Source organism: Olsenella porci, from assembly GCF_009695875.1.
GTDB classification, from domain to species: Bacteria; Actinomycetota; Coriobacteriia; order Coriobacteriales; family Atopobiaceae; genus Olsenella_H; species Olsenella_H porci.
Genome location: NZ_VUNC01000001.1, coordinates 351,507 through 368,879, shown reverse-complemented (window position 1 = coordinate 368,879; position 17,373 = coordinate 351,507). Strand labels below are relative to the sequence as shown.

The 17,373-nt window shown below is 65.0% G+C and carries 14 protein-coding genes; 7 read left to right on the top strand and 7 right to left on the bottom strand.

Annotated elements, in window-relative coordinates; translation table 11 throughout:
- Positions 1 to 644 precede the first annotated feature (644 nt).
- The 6 genes from FYJ68_RS01725 (at position 645) to FYJ68_RS01700 (ending at position 6,990) form a co-directional block, all read left to right on the top strand.
- Positions 645 to 1,187 (top strand): glutathione peroxidase, encoded by a 543-nt coding sequence (locus FYJ68_RS01725; protein ID WP_154433576.1) that lies wholly within the window; start codon positions 645 to 647, stop codon positions 1,185 to 1,187.
- Positions 1,188 to 1,417: 230 nt separating this feature from the next.
- Complete coding sequence (locus tag FYJ68_RS01720; protein WP_154433575.1) at positions 1,418 to 2,332, top strand: AEC family transporter; 915 nt, start codon at positions 1,418 to 1,420, stop codon at positions 2,330 to 2,332.
- A gap of 87 nt (positions 2,333 to 2,419) precedes the next feature.
- Positions 2,420 to 3,025 carry an aminoacyl-tRNA hydrolase gene (pth, locus tag FYJ68_RS01715; protein WP_195837676.1) on the top strand — a complete coding sequence of 202 codons (606 nt, stop codon included), beginning with the start codon at positions 2,420 to 2,422 and terminating at the stop codon, positions 3,023 to 3,025.
- Between the two features lie 286 nt (positions 3,026 to 3,311).
- Positions 3,312 to 4,154: a sulfide/dihydroorotate dehydrogenase-like FAD/NAD-binding protein gene (locus FYJ68_RS01710; protein ID WP_154433574.1), complete on the top strand. Its 843-nt coding sequence runs from the start codon at positions 3,312 to 3,314 to the stop codon at positions 4,152 to 4,154.
- Positions 4,142 to 5,545 (top strand): NADPH-dependent glutamate synthase, encoded by a 1,404-nt coding sequence (gene gltA / locus FYJ68_RS01705; RefSeq protein ID WP_154433573.1) that lies wholly within the window; start codon positions 4,142 to 4,144, stop codon positions 5,543 to 5,545. Before FYJ68_RS01710 ends, gltA begins: the two co-directional genes overlap by 13 nt.
- A 422-nt stretch (positions 5,546 to 5,967) precedes the next feature.
- Complete coding sequence (locus FYJ68_RS01700) at positions 5,968 to 6,990, top strand: type IV toxin-antitoxin system AbiEi family antitoxin domain-containing protein (RefSeq protein ID WP_154433572.1); 1,023 nt, start codon at positions 5,968 to 5,970, stop codon at positions 6,988 to 6,990.
- A 143-nt stretch (positions 6,991 to 7,133) separates the two neighbouring features.
- Here FYJ68_RS01700 and FYJ68_RS10050 read toward each other — a convergent pair whose 3' ends face one another.
- Entirely contained in the window at positions 7,134 to 9,692 is a 2,559-nt protein-coding gene (locus FYJ68_RS10050) for a hypothetical protein (RefSeq protein WP_229771940.1), read from the bottom strand.
- Positions 9,693 to 9,914: 222 nt separating this feature from the next.
- On the opposite strand from FYJ68_RS10050, the gene pyrE reads away from it, so the two are divergent.
- Positions 9,915 to 10,598, top strand: coding sequence for an orotate phosphoribosyltransferase (pyrE, locus tag FYJ68_RS01690; protein WP_154433571.1), 684 nt, complete (start codon positions 9,915 to 9,917; stop codon positions 10,596 to 10,598).
- Between the two features lie 113 nt (positions 10,599 to 10,711).
- Here pyrE and FYJ68_RS01685 read toward each other — a convergent pair whose 3' ends face one another.
- The 6 genes from FYJ68_RS01685 to FYJ68_RS01660 all read right to left on the bottom strand — a co-directional run bounded on the left by FYJ68_RS01685 (position 10,712) and on the right by FYJ68_RS01660 (position 17,323).
- Entirely contained in the window at positions 10,712 to 11,782 is a 1,071-nt protein-coding gene (locus FYJ68_RS01685; RefSeq protein ID WP_154433570.1) for a glycosyltransferase family 2 protein, read from the bottom strand.
- 177 nt (positions 11,783 to 11,959) lie between these two features.
- The gene (locus FYJ68_RS01680) at positions 11,960 to 12,730 is read right to left on the bottom strand and encodes a hypothetical protein (protein ID WP_154433569.1); all 771 of its coding nucleotides are present in this window, start codon (positions 12,728 to 12,730) and stop codon (positions 11,960 to 11,962) included.
- Between the two features lie 40 nt (positions 12,731 to 12,770).
- Positions 12,771 to 13,727, bottom strand: a complete 957-nt coding sequence (locus FYJ68_RS01675) for a putative manganese transporter (RefSeq protein ID WP_154433568.1) — start codon at positions 13,725 to 13,727, stop codon at positions 12,771 to 12,773.
- A 329-nt stretch (positions 13,728 to 14,056) separates the two neighbouring features.
- Positions 14,057 to 14,902: a tRNA pseudouridine(38-40) synthase TruA gene (gene truA, locus FYJ68_RS01670; protein WP_195837675.1), complete on the bottom strand. Its 846-nt coding sequence runs from the start codon at positions 14,900 to 14,902 to the stop codon at positions 14,057 to 14,059.
- Between the two features lie 35 nt (positions 14,903 to 14,937).
- Positions 14,938 to 15,720: an energy-coupling factor transporter transmembrane component T family protein gene (locus tag FYJ68_RS01665; protein ID WP_195837674.1), complete on the bottom strand. Its 783-nt coding sequence runs from the start codon at positions 15,718 to 15,720 to the stop codon at positions 14,938 to 14,940.
- Positions 15,713 to 17,323, bottom strand: a complete 1,611-nt coding sequence (locus tag FYJ68_RS01660) for an ABC transporter ATP-binding protein (RefSeq protein WP_195837673.1) — start codon at positions 17,321 to 17,323, stop codon at positions 15,713 to 15,715. Before FYJ68_RS01660 ends, FYJ68_RS01665 begins: the two co-directional genes overlap by 8 nt.
- Positions 17,324 to 17,373 lie beyond the last annotated feature (50 nt).

Genomic DNA, 17,373 nt, shown 5'->3' with positions numbered 1-17,373 from the left:
GCACAGTAGCGCCGCGCTCACGGGCACTACCCGGTAGCGCAACCGTGGCATTGGCCACGTGTCCGCCAAGGCGTCATCGTTTGGACTGTTGGATGAAGCGCAGGTTGTGACGGCCCTCGCCCGCTGCGGGCATTTTTAGGAACCAGACGCTTAACCTCACCGGGGCTTGCACGCGCTTCGAGGCCTCGGTGCTTAGCCCCGTCGGTGCCCGCACGGATTTTGAAACGGAATGCTTAGCCTTCTCGATGCCCGCATGTTTCGGACCCCCTGGAATCCGCACGAACACCAGCCCCCAAGCACGTCTCGCCCTCCGCCCACGCGGCCACCATTTAATAGCCCGGTGGTCACCCATGCGATGAGCTGCTGAGAAAATGCGAGTTGTGGCAGCATGGGCGCCGCCCCAGGCCTCGGCGCGCCGAGGAATCTCGGCTATTGGCAGTCGGGAGGCCTCTTCCGCTGAGAAAACTTGAGCTTTGGCAGTCAGGGGAAGCCCTTCATTGCCAAAGGTCGACTTTTCTCAGCAGGCACCCCATGACGAGCTCGTGACAATGAAAATCCTACGTCTGAGCCGCCGCGAAGTGGGCACACTGTATTTGACACCTAATAGGTGCCAAATACACGAACCTCATTGAGAGGGGTCCCACATGGGCGTCTACGACTACACCGTCACCAACCGAGATGGCTCCACCACCAGCCTGGCAGACTTCAAGGGCAAAGTCCTCCTCATCGTCAACACCGCCACCGGCTGTGGTTTCACCCCACAGTACGAGGAGCTGGAGAGGCTGTACGCCGAGTACCGCGACAAGGGATTCGAGATCCTCGACTTCCCCTGCAACCAGTTCCTGGACCAGGCCCCCGGCAGCGACGACGAGATCCACCAGTTCTGCACCATGAAGTTTGGGACCGAGTTTCCCCAGTTCAAGAAAATCGACGTCAACGGCAGGGACGCGGACCCGCTGTTCACGTACCTCAAGTCGCAGCAGGGGTTCAAGGGCCTGGGCGACTCCGAGGTTGCCCAAAAGATGCCCGCCTACATCGCCCAGGTAGACCCAGACTGGGAAAGCAACGACGACATCAAGTGGAACTTCACCAAGTTCCTCGTGGATCGCAAGGGCAACGTCATAGCGCGCTTCGAACCCACCGTGGGCATGGATCCGGTTGAGAAGGCCGTGGCGGACCAGCTGTAGCCCTTTCCGTCGGGTTTTGCCGCCGGCCGAGTCTGGCGCTCCTCTCCCCCCGACATCTCCGCGCGCATCCCCAACGCACCCCTTCATGGCCCCAAGACCCGTCCCCCACCGTGGTCTTGGGGCCGTCCAATCCTGTCGCCAGACCCTAGTGGAAAAATTCTTAAAGGACCTTGGCTCGTACCGGGGCTATTCTCGTGAGGTCACGACCACCCTTGGAGAGGTCCCAAACCATGCAGATGTCCCTCACCCTTGCCCAGCAGGTTCTTGTGATGTTCCTGCTCTCGGGCATAGGGTTTCTCATGTTTCGCTCTGGAAAGATCACTATGGAGGGCAATCGCTGCTTTGGCAACGTCCTCATCTACCTGTCCCTGCCTGCGGTGATCATCAAGGGCTTCATGGTCGACCGCACGCCCCAGAGCGAGCTCGCGCTAGGTCTCTCTATCTTGCTGGGGGTCGGGGCAGTGGTCCTGGGCGCCCTCCTCGCTCGCCTGCTGCTGGGCAAGGACGCCATCGGCAACTTCTCTGCCACGTTCTCAAACCCCAGCTTCTTCGGTATCCCCCTGGTCACCTCCATCCTGGGGCAGGGACCCATCTTCTACATGACGGGGTTCATCGCGGCGATGAACGTGGGACAGTGGACCTACGGCGTGTCCCTCCTCACGGGAGAGCGACCAAAGCTGACAGCCCGAGAGCTCCTGACCTCGCCCTTCGACATCGCGATCGTGGTCGGCCTGCTGCTGTTCCTCACCCAGCCATCGCTGCCTTCGGTCATCACGAACTCGCTCGACTTCGTGGCGGCGCTCAACACGCCGCTCGCCATGTTCACCATGGGCGTGTACCTGGCTCACGTTGATCTCAAGGCGATGTTCCGGCGTCTGTCGCTGTACAGAATCACGGCGGCGCGCCTGCTTGTAATCCCCCTGGTCACCCTGGCGTGCCTCTCGTTGGTGCCCGACAAGTACGAGAGCATGAAGCTTGCCATCCTGATCGCGCAGGCATGCCCCGTGGGCCTGAACGTCGCGGTGTACGCCCAACTGCACGACGCCGACTACGTCTATGCGGTCGAGACCATCGTAATGTCTGTGCTTTTCTCGGTCGTGTCCATCCCCGTTGTGGTGTGGGTTGCCCAGCTGTTCTGGGCCTAGGCGTCACGCTGCATCCGGGGTTGATGTGAGTTACGCTGGTCCCAATCGCCTCGCCTCGAGGCGACCCCATCGACCAGAGGAGGAAGCATGCCCTCGCCAGCAAAGCCGCAGGACATAGTCCTGGTGTGCGGTCTGGGCAACCCCGGCGCCGAGTACGAGCGCACGCGCCACAACATCGGCTTTGCCACCGTGGACGCCCTGGCCCAGCGCGAGGGGGTGGGCTACTGGAAGAGCGAGGCGGGCTGCGAGGTCGCACGCCTGAAGCACCGCTGCGGGGGAGAGTTGCGCGAGGTCGTGCTCGCCAAGCCACAGAGCTACATGAACACCTCCGGCGGCCCCCTGAGCAAGCTCATGCGGCAGCTGCACGTGAGCCCCCAGCAGATCCTCGTCGTGCACGACGAGGTCGACCTTCCCGCAGGCGTAGTCCGGGCAAAATTTGGCGGAGGCCTCAACGCCCACAACGGTCTGCGCTCCATAGCCGACAAGCTGCGCACCAGAGACTTCGCCCGCGTCCGCTGCGGCATCGGACGCCCGCCCGGACGCATGCAGGTGGCCGATTACGTGCTGCGCGAGCTGAAGGGCGGCTTTCTGGAGGAGTTCGAGGCGACGGCACAGGACAGCGCCGACGTCGTGGAGGCGTGCCTGGACCTCGGGGTGGAAGAGGCCATTCGTCGCACCGGTGGAGGCAGGTGAGAGGGGCCGAGCCCCCTGATTCGTCAGCCGCGCTGCCAACGGGAGGCGCCACGGGACCGGCCGCGGCGCCTCTCCCCCGTCGACACCCCACCAATCGTCCGGGGGCATGGCTTGACGGCCTTGCCCCATATTGTCCAAACCCCGCATTCATCCGTTCAGCGTGTTGTCCATTTTGTAGAATGGGCCTGTATGCGCGTGTTGGGGGATGCGCGCTACAGCACTAGGCATCGACGTCGCCACATAGGCGATGCGAGGCGAGAGAGTTGTTTGGGAGAGGAGTTCGTTAATGTACAAAATCCTCGAAAAGACGCAGTTCTCTGAGAAGGTGTTCAAGTTCCGCATCGAGGCGCCCCAGATGGCCAAGCATGCACATGCCGGCCAGTTCCTGATGGTGCGTGCCAACGAGACGGGCGAGCGCGTCCCGTTCACCTTTGCGGACTGGAACCCCGAGGAGGGCTGGGTCGAGTTCATCTTCATGGTCGTGGGCAAGACGACCAAGATGCTCAGCACCTACAAGGAGGGCGACTCCCTGCTCGACGTGACTGGCCCGCTTGGCCAGCCCACCGAGATGGGCGACGGCACCTGGGCGGTCATCGGCGGCGGCGTTGGCCTTGCCATCGCCTTCCCCGTTGCGCGCCAGCTCAAGGCCACCGGCCACGAGGTCCACGCGATCATGGGCGCGCGCACCAAGGAGCTGCTGCTGCTTGAGGACCAGTTCCGCGCCACCCTGCCCGAGGACCACATCCACATCACCACGGATGACGGCTCGTACGGCGAGAAGGGCGTGGTGACCGCCCCTCTGGAGCGCCTGCTGCAGGAGAAGAAGGTCGACCACGTGTTCTGCGTCGGCCCCGTTCCCATGATGAAGTTCTCGGCACTTACCGCCGAGAAGTACGACACACCCATCATCGCGTCGCTCAACCCCATCATGGTCGACGGCACGGGCATGTGCGGCTGCTGCCGTGTCGAGGTCGGCGGAGAGACGAAGTTCGCTTGCGTCGACGGTCCCGACTTTGACGCCACCAAGGTCAACTGGAACGACCTTCGCGCACGTCAGGCTGCATACCGTACCGAGGAGGGCCAGGCCCTCAAGGCCTATGAGGAGGCGAACTGCGCATGCCAGAGGTAAATGGTCGCTGGGTCGCAGACATGAAGCTGCCGCGCACCCCTGCAAACGAGGAGCCCGCGGACGAGCGCGCCAAGGACTTCAGGCCCGTTGACAAGGGCTTCACCGAGGAGATGGCGGTGGCCGAGGCCTCCCGCTGCATGAGGTGCAAGAAGCCGCTGTGCGTGGAGGGCTGCCCCGTCAACATCAACATCCCCGGCTTCATCGAGAAGATCTACGAGCACAAGTTTGGCGAGGGCTTGGACATCATCCACGAGGCCTCGATGCTCCCCGCCATCTGCGGCCGCGTGTGCCCGCAGGAGAACCAGTGCGAGGGCCGTTGCATCCGTGGCAAGAAGAGCGAGCCCGTGGCAATCGGCCAGCTCGAGCGCTTCCTGGGCGACATGCCCGAAGTTGCCTCCGAGCCCAAGATGGCGCCCAAGAACGGCAAGAAGGTCGCCGTCATCGGCGCCGGCCCCTCCGGCATCACCTGCGCCGGCGAGCTTGCCCGCAACGGCTTTGACGTCACCGTGTTTGAGGCGTTCTTCACGGGCGGCGGCGTACTGGTCTACGGCATCCCCGAGTTCCGTCTTCCCAAGGCGGTCGTGAAGCGCGAGATCGACGGCCTGGAGAAGCTCGGCGTCAAGTTTGAGTACAACTCGGTCGTGGGCCGCATCACCAACGCCGAGGAGCTGTTTGCCCAGGGCTTCGACGCCATGTACATCGCCACCGGCGCCGGCCTGCCCAAGTTCCTCAACGTGCCCGGCGAGAACCTGCCCAACGTCTTCTTCGCCAACGAGTACCTGACTCGCGTGAACCTGATGAAGGCCAACAAGTTCCCCGAGTACGACACCCCCACCAAGCGCGCCAAGAACGTCGTGGTCTTTGGTGGCGGCAACGTTGCCATGGACTCGGTGCGCACCGCGCTTCGCCTGGGCGCCGAGACGGTCACCCTGTGCTACCGCCGCACCGAGAAGGAGATGCCCGCACGTCGCGCCGAGGTTGAGCACGCCAAGGCCGAGGGTGTCATTATCCACGAGCTGGCCTCTCCGCTCGAGTTCATTGCCGGCGAGGACGGCGCCGTCAAGTCCGTCAAGGTCCAGAACATGGAGCTGGGCGAGCCCGACGCCTCTGGCCGCCGTCGCCCCATCCCCATCGAGGGCTCCGTGGACGAGCTCCCCTGCGACCTGGGCGTCTCTGCCATCGGCACCAACGCCAACCCCATCGCCAAGCTCATTGGTCCCGAGAAGCTCAACAAGTGGGGCTACATCGAGGCCGACGAGGACGGCCGCACCTCCGACCCCAGGATCTGGGCAGGCGGTGACATCGTCACCGGTGCCGCAACGGTCATCCTGGCCATGGGTGCCGGCAAGAAGGCCGCTGCCAGCATGACCAAGGCACTGCTGGGCGAGTAACTGCGGCAACGTTTTCATGCGTTACCAACGGAGGCTCTCGGGCTCAGTCCTGGGGGCCTCCCCTTTTGCGGCGACTACAAGGCGCGATGCTTCTGTCATTTGTGCGGGAAGCGGCAAAGTCAGCAACCTCGGACTTATAAGTGGCCTTATCAGTCCGAGGTTGCTTCTCCGGCCAGCGATCTCGAACCGATAACGCCACTTATCAGTCCGAAGCTGCTTCTCCGGCCAGCGATCTCGGAACGATAACGCCACTTATCAGTCCGGGGTTGCTTCTCGCTATCCAAAGCCCCTCATTTTCGGCATCAGCAAGCCGAAAGATATGCACAACCCCCGTGAGGCCGAATTTTCCCTCGCGCCACCATGACATTGCTTCTCACCTAGCCTTGGGTAGGGAGGCGATGAGGATGGCACGTGGAGCAGTAGTGCGCGTTGAGCAGAGGGTCGATGGCCTTCTGCTGCAGGCAGAAGAGGACCGACGCCTTGCGAGGCCCAAGGACGAGACCGAACGCAGACTCCTAAACCGGCGCGTTGCCGAGGGAGCCATTTTGCGCCCCTTTCCCGGCATGTACGCCAAGCCTCAGGACTGGGACTCCCTGAGCAGGAATGACAGAGCCCTACGGATAATTCGGACCATTGCGCTCTCCCACCCCAGCTGGGTGTTCTGCATGGAGTCGGCATGCTTCGTTCATGGGCTGGAGGCAGCTTCGTCCTCGGGCGGCATCGTCCATGTGGCTGTCACGCGCGAAGCGAACCTGAAAAATTCCCGCCATGTTATTCGCCACCCGTATGAAGAGCTCCCAGGGGTTGACGTCATAGACGACGTGCGCGTAATCAAACTTGAGAGATCCGTCATCGACTGCTTGGCGCACTTCGACCTTCCGAGGGGACTTGCCGTCGCAGATTCTTACCTTAGGCGGTATCACATCAGCCGAGAGAGTCTCCTTCAGCTCGCCCTGAAGGCGCCGCTCGACAGGGATGACAGGGTCAACGCGTGCGCGACGGCAGCCTGGTCGAACCCCCTGAGCGAGAACGGCGGAGAGTCCTTCGCCCGCGGACGCATGATTCAGCTTGGGTTCGAGGCCCCGGAGCTCCAGGTTCCCATACGCGACCCAGTAGACCACTCTCGGATGTTCAGGGTCGACTTTCTCTGGCGACTTCCAGACGGGCAGCTCGTCATCGGAGAGCTTGACGGCAAGGACAAGTACGTGAGGCGAGAGATGACTGGTGGCCTCACACCCATCGATGTCATGTCACGGGAAAGGTTGCGCGAGTCTCGCCTGTCAATGACCGGGGCGAAGGTTGTACGCTTCTCTTTTGACCAGGTGTTAGAGGGAGTGCCCCTTCGCCATCTTCTCACCAGCGCGGGAGTTCCCCGACGCCAAGGTGGCGAGGGGCTACCGACAGCGTTAATCTCCGCCCTTTCGTTCGCAACCTCGGACCGATAACGCGGCCTATGTGTCCGAGGTTGCGTGGGGGGGTCGCGGCACGGGAGGGGCGCACGCCAGGGCAAAAGAAGAGGGAGCCCCACGGGCCGTCTGGCCTGCGGGGCTCCCCTCGCTTGGGTTCGTGGCCTGCGCCGCGACCCTCGCTACCGCTTCACGCCGTACCAGGCGATGCCCTCCTGGTTCCAGCCGGCGTTGGCGAGCATGTCGTCCTCGGCCTTGTTGGTCGTGAAGTTGTGTGCGCCAGAGGTGGCGTTGGGGTTGTACTCGCGGTAGACCGCCACGCCCTTGGCGTCGTCGGAGTACCAGCCGATGCCCTCATCCCTCCAGCCGGCCTTCACCAGCATGTCGCGCTCCGCGGCGCTGGTGGTGTAGTGGTGGTCGCCCGCGTTGGGGTTGTACAGGCGGTACACCGGAGTGCTCGAGGTCTTGGGCGCGTACCAGCCGATGCCCTCGTACCTCCAGCCGGCCTTCACGTCCACGCCCGCCTCGTACGCGCTGGCGGTGTAGAAGTGCTCGCCGGTGTTGGGGTTGTACAGGCGGTACATGCCGCCGGCCTCGACGGGGTCGGCGACCGAGACGGTGACTGCCTCGGACTCGGCCTTGTAGCCGAAGGAGTTGGTCGCGACGACCTTGTACTGGGTGTCGCCGGCCTTGGCGGTGGAGGGCACGTAGGTGTCGGAGGTGGCGACCTTCTCCCAGGTCTTGCCGCCGTCGGTGGACTTCATCCACTGGTAAGTCACATCGTCGGTGTTGCCGGAGAGGTCGACGGAGAGCGCCGTCGCCTTGGCGCCGGTGGTGTACAGGGCGCCCGAGGGCTGCGCGGCGATGGTGACGTCGGGGAAGTCGACGGTGAACTGCATCGAGGTGGAGCCCTCGTCGGTCGAGGTCACGGTGATGCCGGTGTCGGTCCTGGCGGAGGGGTCGTCCGAACCGTTGTACAGCGACAGCTTGGAGGCGCCGTACGCAGCGTTCTCGGTGGCGTTCAGGAACGGGGCGTACAGGTTGGGGTGGGCCGTGTAGCCGGCGCGCTCAAAGTAGTTCTCCATCACGCCGGGGCGATGGTTCCAGTCGTTCACGGTGTTCGCAAGCCTCGGGTCGGTCGCGGTTGCGTACCCGTGGCTGGTGGCGATGCCGTTGTCGATGTGCCAGACCACGATGCCGCCAGTCTTGTTCTCGATCGTTCCGTCACCCTTGGCGTAGTAGGGCTCCATACCCGCATCGAACGACTCGTACTCGCGGTTCTCGATCAGATAGTACTCGTCATCGCTCACGCGGATGATGTAGCTCTTGTAGCCAGAGGGATCGGTCTCGGAGGTGGCGGTGTAGGTGCCGTCCTTGGTGATCTCCTCGGGCGTGATGTAGCCCAGCAAGTAGCGGCTATAGGGATCGAAGAACGTGGGGCGGTACTCGCGCGTGCCGTCCTCGTGGTCGACGCAGCCGTAGGAGCCCACGTCCATGATGGAGAGGTACATGGTGGAGTAGTTGCTCCAGGCGCCCGAGGTGGCACCGACGTTGTACAGGTCGGGGAGGCCCAGGAAGTGGCCGAGCTCGTGGCCCAGGGCGCCGATGCCGCTCTGGTGCTGCTCGCCGGCGCTCATGGACTCGTTCTCGGACTGGACGATGTAGCGGTCGATGCCGATGGTCTTGCCGCTCGCGTCCGTGACCTGGTAGGCGGAGCCGGTCATCTCACCAAAGGACGACTGGTGCGACCAGATACTGTTGTGGCCGGCAGGCACGCTGCCCGTTGCCTGCTCGTATCCGGCGAACACGACGCCCAGGCCAAGCTCGTCCGCCTCGACGGTGCCGTCGCCATCGGTGTCATACTGCGAGAAGTCGACGTACTTGGCGGCAGCCTTGATGGCGGCCTCCATGTCGTTGATGTAGTCGTTGTAACCGTCCGAGCCGGGGGCGCCCCAGGGATCAGGCTTGCCGTAGTCCTGGTCGAGGGTCACGTGGACCACGCCGTCGTTGGCCTTGTCGGCGGTGTTGGTGTTGCCGTCGACGCCGTCGGCGCTGGTCTCCTCCGCGGGACGCCAGGTGAACTTGCCCTCCGATGACTGGGTGTACAGCGACGAGACGCTGTACTCGCCCGTGAAGAAGGTCTTGTTCCAGTCGAAGTCGTTGCTGTAGGCCTCGTCCTTGAACCCGACAACGATGGTGAGCAGGGGGAGCGACGTCTGGGTGCCGGTCGAGGGGCGCGCGGCAGCGCTGCCGGAGCCCGTCGCCTTGCTCTGCGACGCCTTGATGTCCGAGAGGGTGATCGGGCCGTCCTCGACCGCGCCGCTCTCCGTCTTGCCCGAGTAGTTCTGCCCGCCGAGCTTGTAGTAGGCCTCGCGAGCCTCTGTGGTGTTGAGGTCCGTGGCAGAGATGGCATTGCTCGCCTTGCCGTCCTGCGCGGCGGCGCCCAGGCTCAGGGACGAGCCAGAACCCACGACCTGCTTCCACACACCATCGCTGGGGTCCTTCTGGACCACGACGTCATCGGAGTTGGTGGCATAGTGAAACCACTCGTCACCATGGGTGGTGATGGTTGCGGTACCTCCGTCGCCCTGGGAGACCTTGACCGCCTGATTGTAGGCGGGGATGGCCAGCGCGACGCCGGCAGAGCCAAACACCAGGCCGATACCCAGCGCGGCACCGATGGCAGCGTTTGCCAGACGGTGCCGTTTGGGAGGCGCTCCCTCTTCCAACCTTCTTCTCATGCTTACCCCCTTCTTGCCGCCAGCGGCGGCATCCCCTATGTTTGCCCAAGCGAACATGCGTGGACACCTGCACAATATGACCAACAAGACAGTAGGAACTATTCAATAATCCTAACCGTAGCCAATTGGGCGGCGAACGGTTTTCGCGCGCTAGAATGACTTTTGACGCTAAGCCGTAACGTTTCGTTCAGCGTTCTAGATAAACCAATAAGGGGAGCCTGCATGGAAGACTACAAGCGCGACTTCATCCACTTCATGGTCCAGAGCGACGTGCTCAAGTTTGGTCAGTTCACGCTAAAGAGCGGACGACAGTCCCCCTTCTTCATGAACGCCGGCGCCTATGTGACGGGAGCCCAGCTCCACCAGCTGGGGCGCTTCTACGCGCAGGCCATCGAGAAGAGCTTTGGCCTCGACTTTGACGTGGTGTTTGGCCCCGCCTACAAGGGCATCCCCCTCTCGGTCGTGACCTGCATAGCGCTCGACGAGCTGTACGGCAAGGAGGCCCGCTACTGCAGCGACCGCAAGGAGGTCAAGGACCACGGTGCCGACAAGGGCCAGCTGCTGGGCGCCGAGCTCCACGACGGCGACCGCGTGGTGATCGTGGAGGACGTGACGACCTCGGGCAAGTCCATCGACGAGACCTACCCCAAGCTCAAGGCGGCGGCAAACGTTGAGGTCGTGGGCCTCATGGTCTCGCTCAACCGCATGGAGGTGGGGCGCGGCGGGGTCAAGACCGCACAGGAGGAGATCCAGGATCGCTACGGCTTCCCCGTGAGCTCCATCGTCACCATGGAGGAGGTCACGCTGGCGCTCCACAACCACGAGGTGGACGGTCGCGTGGTCATCGACGACGCGACGAAGGCGGCGCTCGATGCCTACTACGAGCAATATGGCGTGAAGGCCTAGACATACGAGAACGCGACGAAGGCGGCCCCGGACCTCTCGAATGAGGGCCCGGGGCCGCCTTGCGTGCGTGCAAACGAGCTTGAAGAGAGAAGGAACGCCCCTCTCCCCCAGCCCTACCTGTTGGCCTTGAGGGTGGCGAACATCTTGGTGTTGTGCCGCTTGACGAAGCTGATGAGGCGGCCCTCCTGGTAGGCCAGGTTGACGTTGCGCGAGCGGATGGGCTGCAGCATCATCGCCATCATCTTGGACTGCGGCTGCGCCACCGCCACCGCCAGCTGCGCGCGCTCGCTGTTGATCATGCGGTCAATCTCGGCCAACTTCTGCTTCTGGTCGAGATCGCACATTGGATTGCAGACGTTCTCTATGCATCCAATCAGACGCTCCACATACCTACGCTGGACCATCTCCATGCTCGCCGGGTCGCCGTCGAGCCCCCAGTGGCGATAGAGGTCGAGCATCCAGCCGTGCTCCTCCTCGCGCTTCTGGTACATGTTGGGGCGCCAGCGTGAGGTCTCGGACTCGCTGCGCTGGCGAATGAAGTGATAGTAGGCGGTCTGGGTGTTGCCCACGCGCTCCACGTCGCGGATGTAGTCGAGCACGAAGGGGAAGTCGTCCCAGAAGGTGGGCTTGAAGCGGATGTCTATCTCCTCGATGCGCGAACGGAGGAACATCTTGTTCCAGGGCGTGTAGAGGAGGTTCTTGTCAAACAGCTTCCACGCGCCGGCGCGGAACTCCTGCTGCGTGGGATAGATCCGCGTGGGGCAGCCCTTGACCTCCTCGGTGTGCTCGCCCTCGGACCCGTAGTAGGTGTCGATGTAGAACGCCGCGATGGCCAGCTGCAGGTGGTCCTTCTCGCACATCTCGTACATGTCCTGCAGCATGCGGGGCTCGGCCCAGTCGTCCGCGTCAAAGAAGACCACGTACTTGCCGTGGGCGTGGTCGAGGGCGTAGTTGCGCGCCGCCGGAGCTCCGCCGTTCTGCCGGTGGAACACCGTCACGCGGATGTCGCGCTCGGCGATGGAGTCGAGTATGGACCCGGTGCGGTCCTTGGACCCGTCGTCCACCACCAGCAGCTCGAAGTCCTCGAGCGTCTGGTTCTGGATGCTGCTCACCGCGCGCGCGACGTACTTGTCGACGTTGTAGGCGGGCATGATGACCGAAATCTTTGGCGCCTTGGGTGTCATCCCAGGAATTCCCCCGACCGCGTGTCCCGAACGCTTGCAGTTTGCTGCGCCGATGGGCGCCGCGTTTCTGAATTATCCCCCACCCCTCGCCATGCGTTGTGATGGGAAGATGAAGCATCCAGATTACAAAACCGCGTCATGGGCAGGCGAGAGGGGATGCCCCGCCTGGTCGGCACCCTACGCGTTGGCCGTGAGGAGGCCGACGTTGACGCCGAGCGTGGTGGCGTCGACCGTAAACCAGGTGCCGCCCGAGCCGTCGTCGCCCTCGGATCCAGGGGCATCTTGCTTGGAGAAGTTGCCCACGCCGATGGACTGCAGCAGCTCGGCGGTATCCGTGACGTCCCCCATGCTCATGTCGGTCTCGAGGGTCTTGAGGATGTCCGCCGAGCTCCCCAGTATGGCGGAGAGGCCCGAGCCCTTGAACGACGCGATCTTCTCCCACACGGCATCGGTGGCAACCACCACGTGGGACACCTTCACGTTGGTCGCCGTGGAGAGGGGTGCAAGGCAGCCCGCGGCACCCTGCGAGTCGTAGCACGATGCGAGCGTGGTGTCGCTTCCGTTGACGCTCACCTTGGTGTCGAGCGGGATGGTAACCAGATAGCCCTTGTGGGTGGACGCGTCCATCACCAGCAGCTGCGCCTTCTGGAGCTGCGGCGAGTCGGCCTCGATGTCATCCACCGTGAGCATGAGCACGTTGGTGAACACGTCGTTCGAGACGGTGTAGCCGTCCGCCGCCGTTGTCTCGCTCTGCTCGCCGATGGCAGCGCTCAGGGTCTGGTTGCCCACGTGGGTGCTCGCGTTTGCGCGCTCCCACAGCCCGTGCACCAGGAGGGCCAGACCAACGGCGACCGCCACCAGGACCGCGATGGCAATCTGCGTGCGGTGCGGGTTATCCCGCGGGACGTCGGTGCGCTCGAACCTCTCCCTCTTCCTTGGCTGGTGCATCCATCCCCCTTGCCGCCCCTTGGGCACGCTCCCCTCCAGTTCAGAAGACTATACCCAGAGCGTTGGCTAGCAGCCCGACCGCAACCCCCACCGCATAGACGAACAGGGTGACCGTTACGTTCTTGCGCATGTCGGGATTGGTGCGAAACAGCACCAGGAGCCCCATGCCGCCCGAGACGAGCAACCCGGCGAGCATGGGGCCGGCAGCGAGGGAGCCGTCCAGGTACAGCTCGGCGATGACCACCGAGGCTCCGCAGTTGGGGATGAGGCCGATCAGCGCTGCCAGGAACGTGGCGCGCACGGGGTGGACGCCCAGGAACTCCCCTATGGCGTTCTGGCCCACCAGGGAGAACACCAGGCCAAAGGCGAGGGTCACCAGGAAGATGAAGAAGGTCACCTCGACGGTGTGGATGGCTGCGCTTCGCACGATGCCCCAGGCGGCGTGGTGGGCATGGGCGTGATGGTGGCCCTCCGCGCCGTCGGATGCGGCCGCGGCATCGTGTGCGGCGTCACTCTCCCCCAGCTCGTCGTCGCAGTGGCAGTGCGCGCGGTCGCAGAGCTCGTGTATGTGGGCGTGGCCGTCACCGGAGCGGTGCGTCAGGCGCAGCACCGCGTCCAGCGCAAGGCCGACCGCCATGCCCGCAACGACCTTGACCCCCACAATGGAGAGGAGGCGCGACGCGGGTTCCTGGTGCGCGATGAACACGGGGATCATCTCGTCCGAGGTGGAGAGGATGACCGCCACCAGCGTCCCCACGGTCACGACGCCGCCGGCGTAGAGCGTGCCGGCCATCGCCGAGAAGCCGCACTGGGGCAAGGCGCCAAGGAGCGCCCCGACGATGGGGCCGGACTTGTCGGCTCTGCGGATGATGTCCTCGGTCCTGCCCGCCATGCCGTGCTCCAGGGCCTCCATGGCGAGGTAGGTGAGGAAGAGGAAGGGCACGAGCTCGAGGGTGTCCTTGAGCGAGTCGATCAGTGCGTCGATGATGACGTCCATGGTTCACTTCGCTTTCTTATCCAATATATGAGCATATGCTCCCATGTACCTATGTGCTTATGTTTTCGCAGTTAAATGGCACTGTTTAACGGTTTATGAGGGTATTCTAATTCCCACAGCCGTGCATGTTTGCACAAAACCGACACATATTGGAGGAGAGAAGGGCAGGCCGTCGCCTGGAGCGTTTGCCATCTGGCGCGAAGGGACGCGCGCCCACTAGTGGCACAACACGGGCCGTGACGGCATGAGCGAGGTCACCCCCGAGGCGAGAGCGATGACACCAGCTGCCTGCGGGAATGGTTTGGGGGAGACGGGGGCGACCCTCTCCCCTACTCCCAGGGGACGAGTGCGCCTTGCGGATAGCTGACCGACTCGAAGGTGAGCCCGCGCGCCGGTGCGGTGGGGCCTGCAGCCCTGCGGTCGCGCGCCTCCAGCGCCGACGAGACCCAAGCGGCGTCGCGATGGCCGCGGCCGACCTCCACGAGGGTCCCCGTTATGGCCCTGACCATGTTGTGCAGGAAGGCGTTGCCCTCCACGTCCACCGCCACCAGGTCCTCGCCCGCCTCGGTGACGCGCGAGACCTCCACGCGCGAGAGGAACCGCGAGGTTGACCTGCCGTCCTGGCGCAGGAGCTGCGCCGAGCTGGCCTTGCAGAAGCTCGCGAAGTCGTGCTCGCCCAGCAGCGGACGGGCCGCCCGGTTCATGGCGTCCACGTCGAGCTCCGACGAGCGCAGCCACCAGGCGTGGTCCCACGCCATCACGGGCCGGGCTGGACCGCAGGCGATGCGGTAGCGGTAGGCGCGCGACGTGGCGTCAAAGCGGGCGGAGAAGCCCGGGGCGGCCCGATAGATGCCCCTCACCGAGACGTCGTCGGGCGTGAGGGCGACCAGCGACGACCACAGGCGGTGTCCCGCCAGCTCGCCCTCGCCCGGGGCGAGGGGAACGCTCACGTACTGTGCCAGGGCGCTCACGCCGGCGTCGGTCCTTCCGGCGCAGGCAAGCTCTACGGGGCGACGAAGCGCGGTCTGGAGCGCGTGGCGCAGCTCACCGGCGACCGTGCGCTGGCCGGGCTGCTCCGCAAAGCCGCTGAACCCCTCGCCGCGGTAGCCCACGCAGACAACGAGCGTCCCCGGCCCCATGGCCTCGCACCCCTGGCCCTCGCACATCTCGCCCATCCCCTCTCGCCAAGCATCCGAGAAATCCTACCCGCCTATGCCAGCCACAGGCAAGCCACCATCGTCAGCGCCGCAAGCGCCACCAGGCAGCATGACCACGTCCCCCAACGAGCTCGCTCCGGCGCCCTTCCCGAGTAGCAGCGGTCTCGCATTGCACCGGCAAGGTCGTCCGAACGCTGGAACAGCGCCACGGTCAGCGGAATCACCACCGAGGCGTACCTTCCCAGCCTTCGCAGGGGACCCCCCTCGTCAAACCGCACGCCTCGGGCGCGCTGGGCGAGCACGATACGGTCGAACTCCCCCACGGTCTCGGGAATCAGGCGCAGGGCAAGCGAGACAACCATCGCCACGTCCCCCACGGGCACCCCCGCCGCCCCGAGCGGCGCGAGCAGACGAACCAGCCCATCCGCAAGCTGTGGCGCCGTCGTGGTCGACGACACCAGGCAGACCAGGCCCACCAGCAACACGATCCTCGCAACGGCGAAGGCGCCGCGCGTGGCACCCGCGATCGACACGCCCAGCCTCCCAGCGAGGGCGACGTCGCCGGAGCCATCCACCACAAGCGCGTTGGCGAGCAGCGCAAACGCAAGGACGACGGCAGTTGGGGCAATCGCCCTCGCCACCGTGCGGGGGCTTACGTGGCAGGTGACGACTCCCGCGACGAGCTCCGCGGCAACCAGCGCGAGTCCCAGGGGGCCGCGCGCGCCAAACGTCGCGATGGTGAGGAGGAGAAGGGCAATCGCCTTTGCCTCCGGCTCCACCCCATGAAGCCAGGTCCTGCGCTCCAGGTAGGTCCCTATCGCGAGTGTCCTACCCATGGAGGGCCTCCCACAGCTGGGCCTCGAAGGGCGGCTCCATGCCCGCGCGCTCGTACGTCGCGGGGTCGAGGAGTCCGCACGCCGGGCCGGACCACGCAACCGACCCCGCCCGCAGCAGGCAGCCATCCGTTGCGACGGGGAGCCACTCCCCCACGTCATGCGTCACAACGAGGATGGCGGCGCCCCGCTCCGCGAGCCTTCGCACGAGGTTGCGCATCAGGCTGCGCGACGGGCCGTCGAGGCCGGCGGTGGGCTCGTCGAACACGAAGGCGGCCTGCCCCATGGCCACGACGCCCGCGAGCGCGACGCGGCGCCTCTCTCCCCCGGAAAGCGAGAGGGGCGCGCGATCCCACAGATCCGGGCCAACACCCAGCAGCCCCAGGGCATCCCGGGCCTTGGCGAGCGCCCACTCGCGCGACTGGCCCCGGTTGAGCGGGCCAAAGGCGACGTCCTCCAACGCCGTCGCGCAAAACAGTTGGTTCTCGGGCCTCTGGAACGCCAGCCCGACGTCGCCCGGGCGCACGGGGGAGCCGTCGAGGGTGACGGCCCCGGAGTCCGGGCCAACGAGGCCGGAGGCGGCCAGCGCAAGGGTGCTCTTCCCCGAGCCCGAGGGCCCGACCACCAGGCACACGTGCCCTGGCTCGACGCGAAGGGTTGCGCTGGCAAGCGCCGGCTTCTCTGCCTCGTACGAGACCGTGACCCCGTCCAGACTGAGGCCACGCGCACCCTTGCCTGCTGCCTTGGGCTCGCCCTGCACCAGAAGGCAGGCGTCAGACAGCTCTCGCTCCAAGCCGCCCTCTGAGGCCATCAGAGCCAGTTTCCCGGCATCAGGAGGCCAGGGGGCATCTGCACCAAGGGACGGCCATCCAAGCGCCTCAAGGGCCCTCAGGCGCCCTCCCTGCAAGCCGGAGAGACGCACCACGCTTCCGCTCGCCGCGAGCTCCCATGGCCTACCCTCCCAAACGACTCTCCCAGCGTCCAGGACGACGACCCTGTCCGCCGAGAGCGCATCCTCCTCCAGGTGCGTGATGTCCAGCACTCCGACGCCATGCGAGAGAAGCGCGCGCACGATGCCGCGAACCCCTCGCCTCGCCCCCGGGTCAAGCTGTGCCAACGCCTCGTCTAGCACGAGGTACGACGGATGCATGGCGAGCACCCCCGCAAGCGCGACGCGCTGTGCCTCTCCCCCAGAGAGGCTCGCGGTGGATCGACCTGCCAGGTGGGCTATGTTGCACTCCTGGAGGGCCTCCCCCACCGCACTCTCCACGCGGTCGTGCGCCCATCCCAGGTTCCTGGGGCCAAACGAGACCTCGTCCCACACAACGGAGCTCACAATCTGTGATTGAGGGTCTTGTCTCACCCTCCCTACCAGGCGTGCGAGCTCGTCGCGCGACAGGCCGCCGACCCCGTCGACCGAGACGCCACCGCCATTGGGTACCAGAGCCCCGTTGCACACGCATGCGATCGTCGACTTTCCCGAGCCGTTGGCCCCAACAAGCGCAACGCGCTCCCCAGGGGCGACATCCAGGCATACGTGGTCGAGCACGCGGTGGCGATTCCCTCCCGCGGGTAGCGTTACGCAAACGTCGCTCAGCTCCAGCATGCTCCACCTCCTGCCTTGGCCCATAAAAAGCGAGGGAGACCCGCGCGCGC

Bases quoted from the DNA above. Each gene is read 5' to 3' on its own strand.
- FYJ68_RS01685 (WP_154433570.1), bottom strand. From the start codon at position 11,782: ATGACACCCAAGGCGCCAAAGATTTCGGTCATCATGCCCGCCTACAAC.
- FYJ68_RS01725 (WP_154433576.1), top strand. From the start codon at position 645: ATGGGCGTCTACGACTACACCGTCACCAACCGAGATGGCTCCACCACC.
- FYJ68_RS01665 (WP_195837674.1), bottom strand. From the start codon at position 15,720: ATGGGTAGGACACTCGCGATAGGGACCTACCTGGAGCGCAGGACCTGG.
- FYJ68_RS01660 (WP_195837673.1), bottom strand. From the start codon at position 17,323: ATGCTGGAGCTGAGCGACGTTTGCGTAACGCTACCCGCGGGAGGGAAT.
- FYJ68_RS01720 (WP_154433575.1), top strand. From the start codon at position 1,418: ATGCAGATGTCCCTCACCCTTGCCCAGCAGGTTCTTGTGATGTTCCTG.
- pth (WP_195837676.1), top strand. From the start codon at position 2,420: ATGCCCTCGCCAGCAAAGCCGCAGGACATAGTCCTGGTGTGCGGTCTG.
- FYJ68_RS01710 (WP_154433574.1), top strand. From the start codon at position 3,312: ATGTACAAAATCCTCGAAAAGACGCAGTTCTCTGAGAAGGTGTTCAAG.
- gltA (WP_154433573.1), top strand. From the start codon at position 4,142: ATGCCAGAGGTAAATGGTCGCTGGGTCGCAGACATGAAGCTGCCGCGC.
- FYJ68_RS01675 (WP_154433568.1), bottom strand. From the start codon at position 13,727: ATGGACGTCATCATCGACGCACTGATCGACTCGCTCAAGGACACCCTC.
- truA (WP_195837675.1), bottom strand. From the start codon at position 14,902: ATGGGCGAGATGTGCGAGGGCCAGGGGTGCGAGGCCATGGGGCCGGGG.
- pyrE (WP_154433571.1), top strand. From the start codon at position 9,915: ATGGAAGACTACAAGCGCGACTTCATCCACTTCATGGTCCAGAGCGAC.
- FYJ68_RS10050 (WP_229771940.1), bottom strand. From the start codon at position 9,692: ATGAGAAGAAGGTTGGAAGAGGGAGCGCCTCCCAAACGGCACCGTCTG.
- FYJ68_RS01680 (WP_154433569.1), bottom strand. From the start codon at position 12,730: ATGCACCAGCCAAGGAAGAGGGAGAGGTTCGAGCGCACCGACGTCCCG.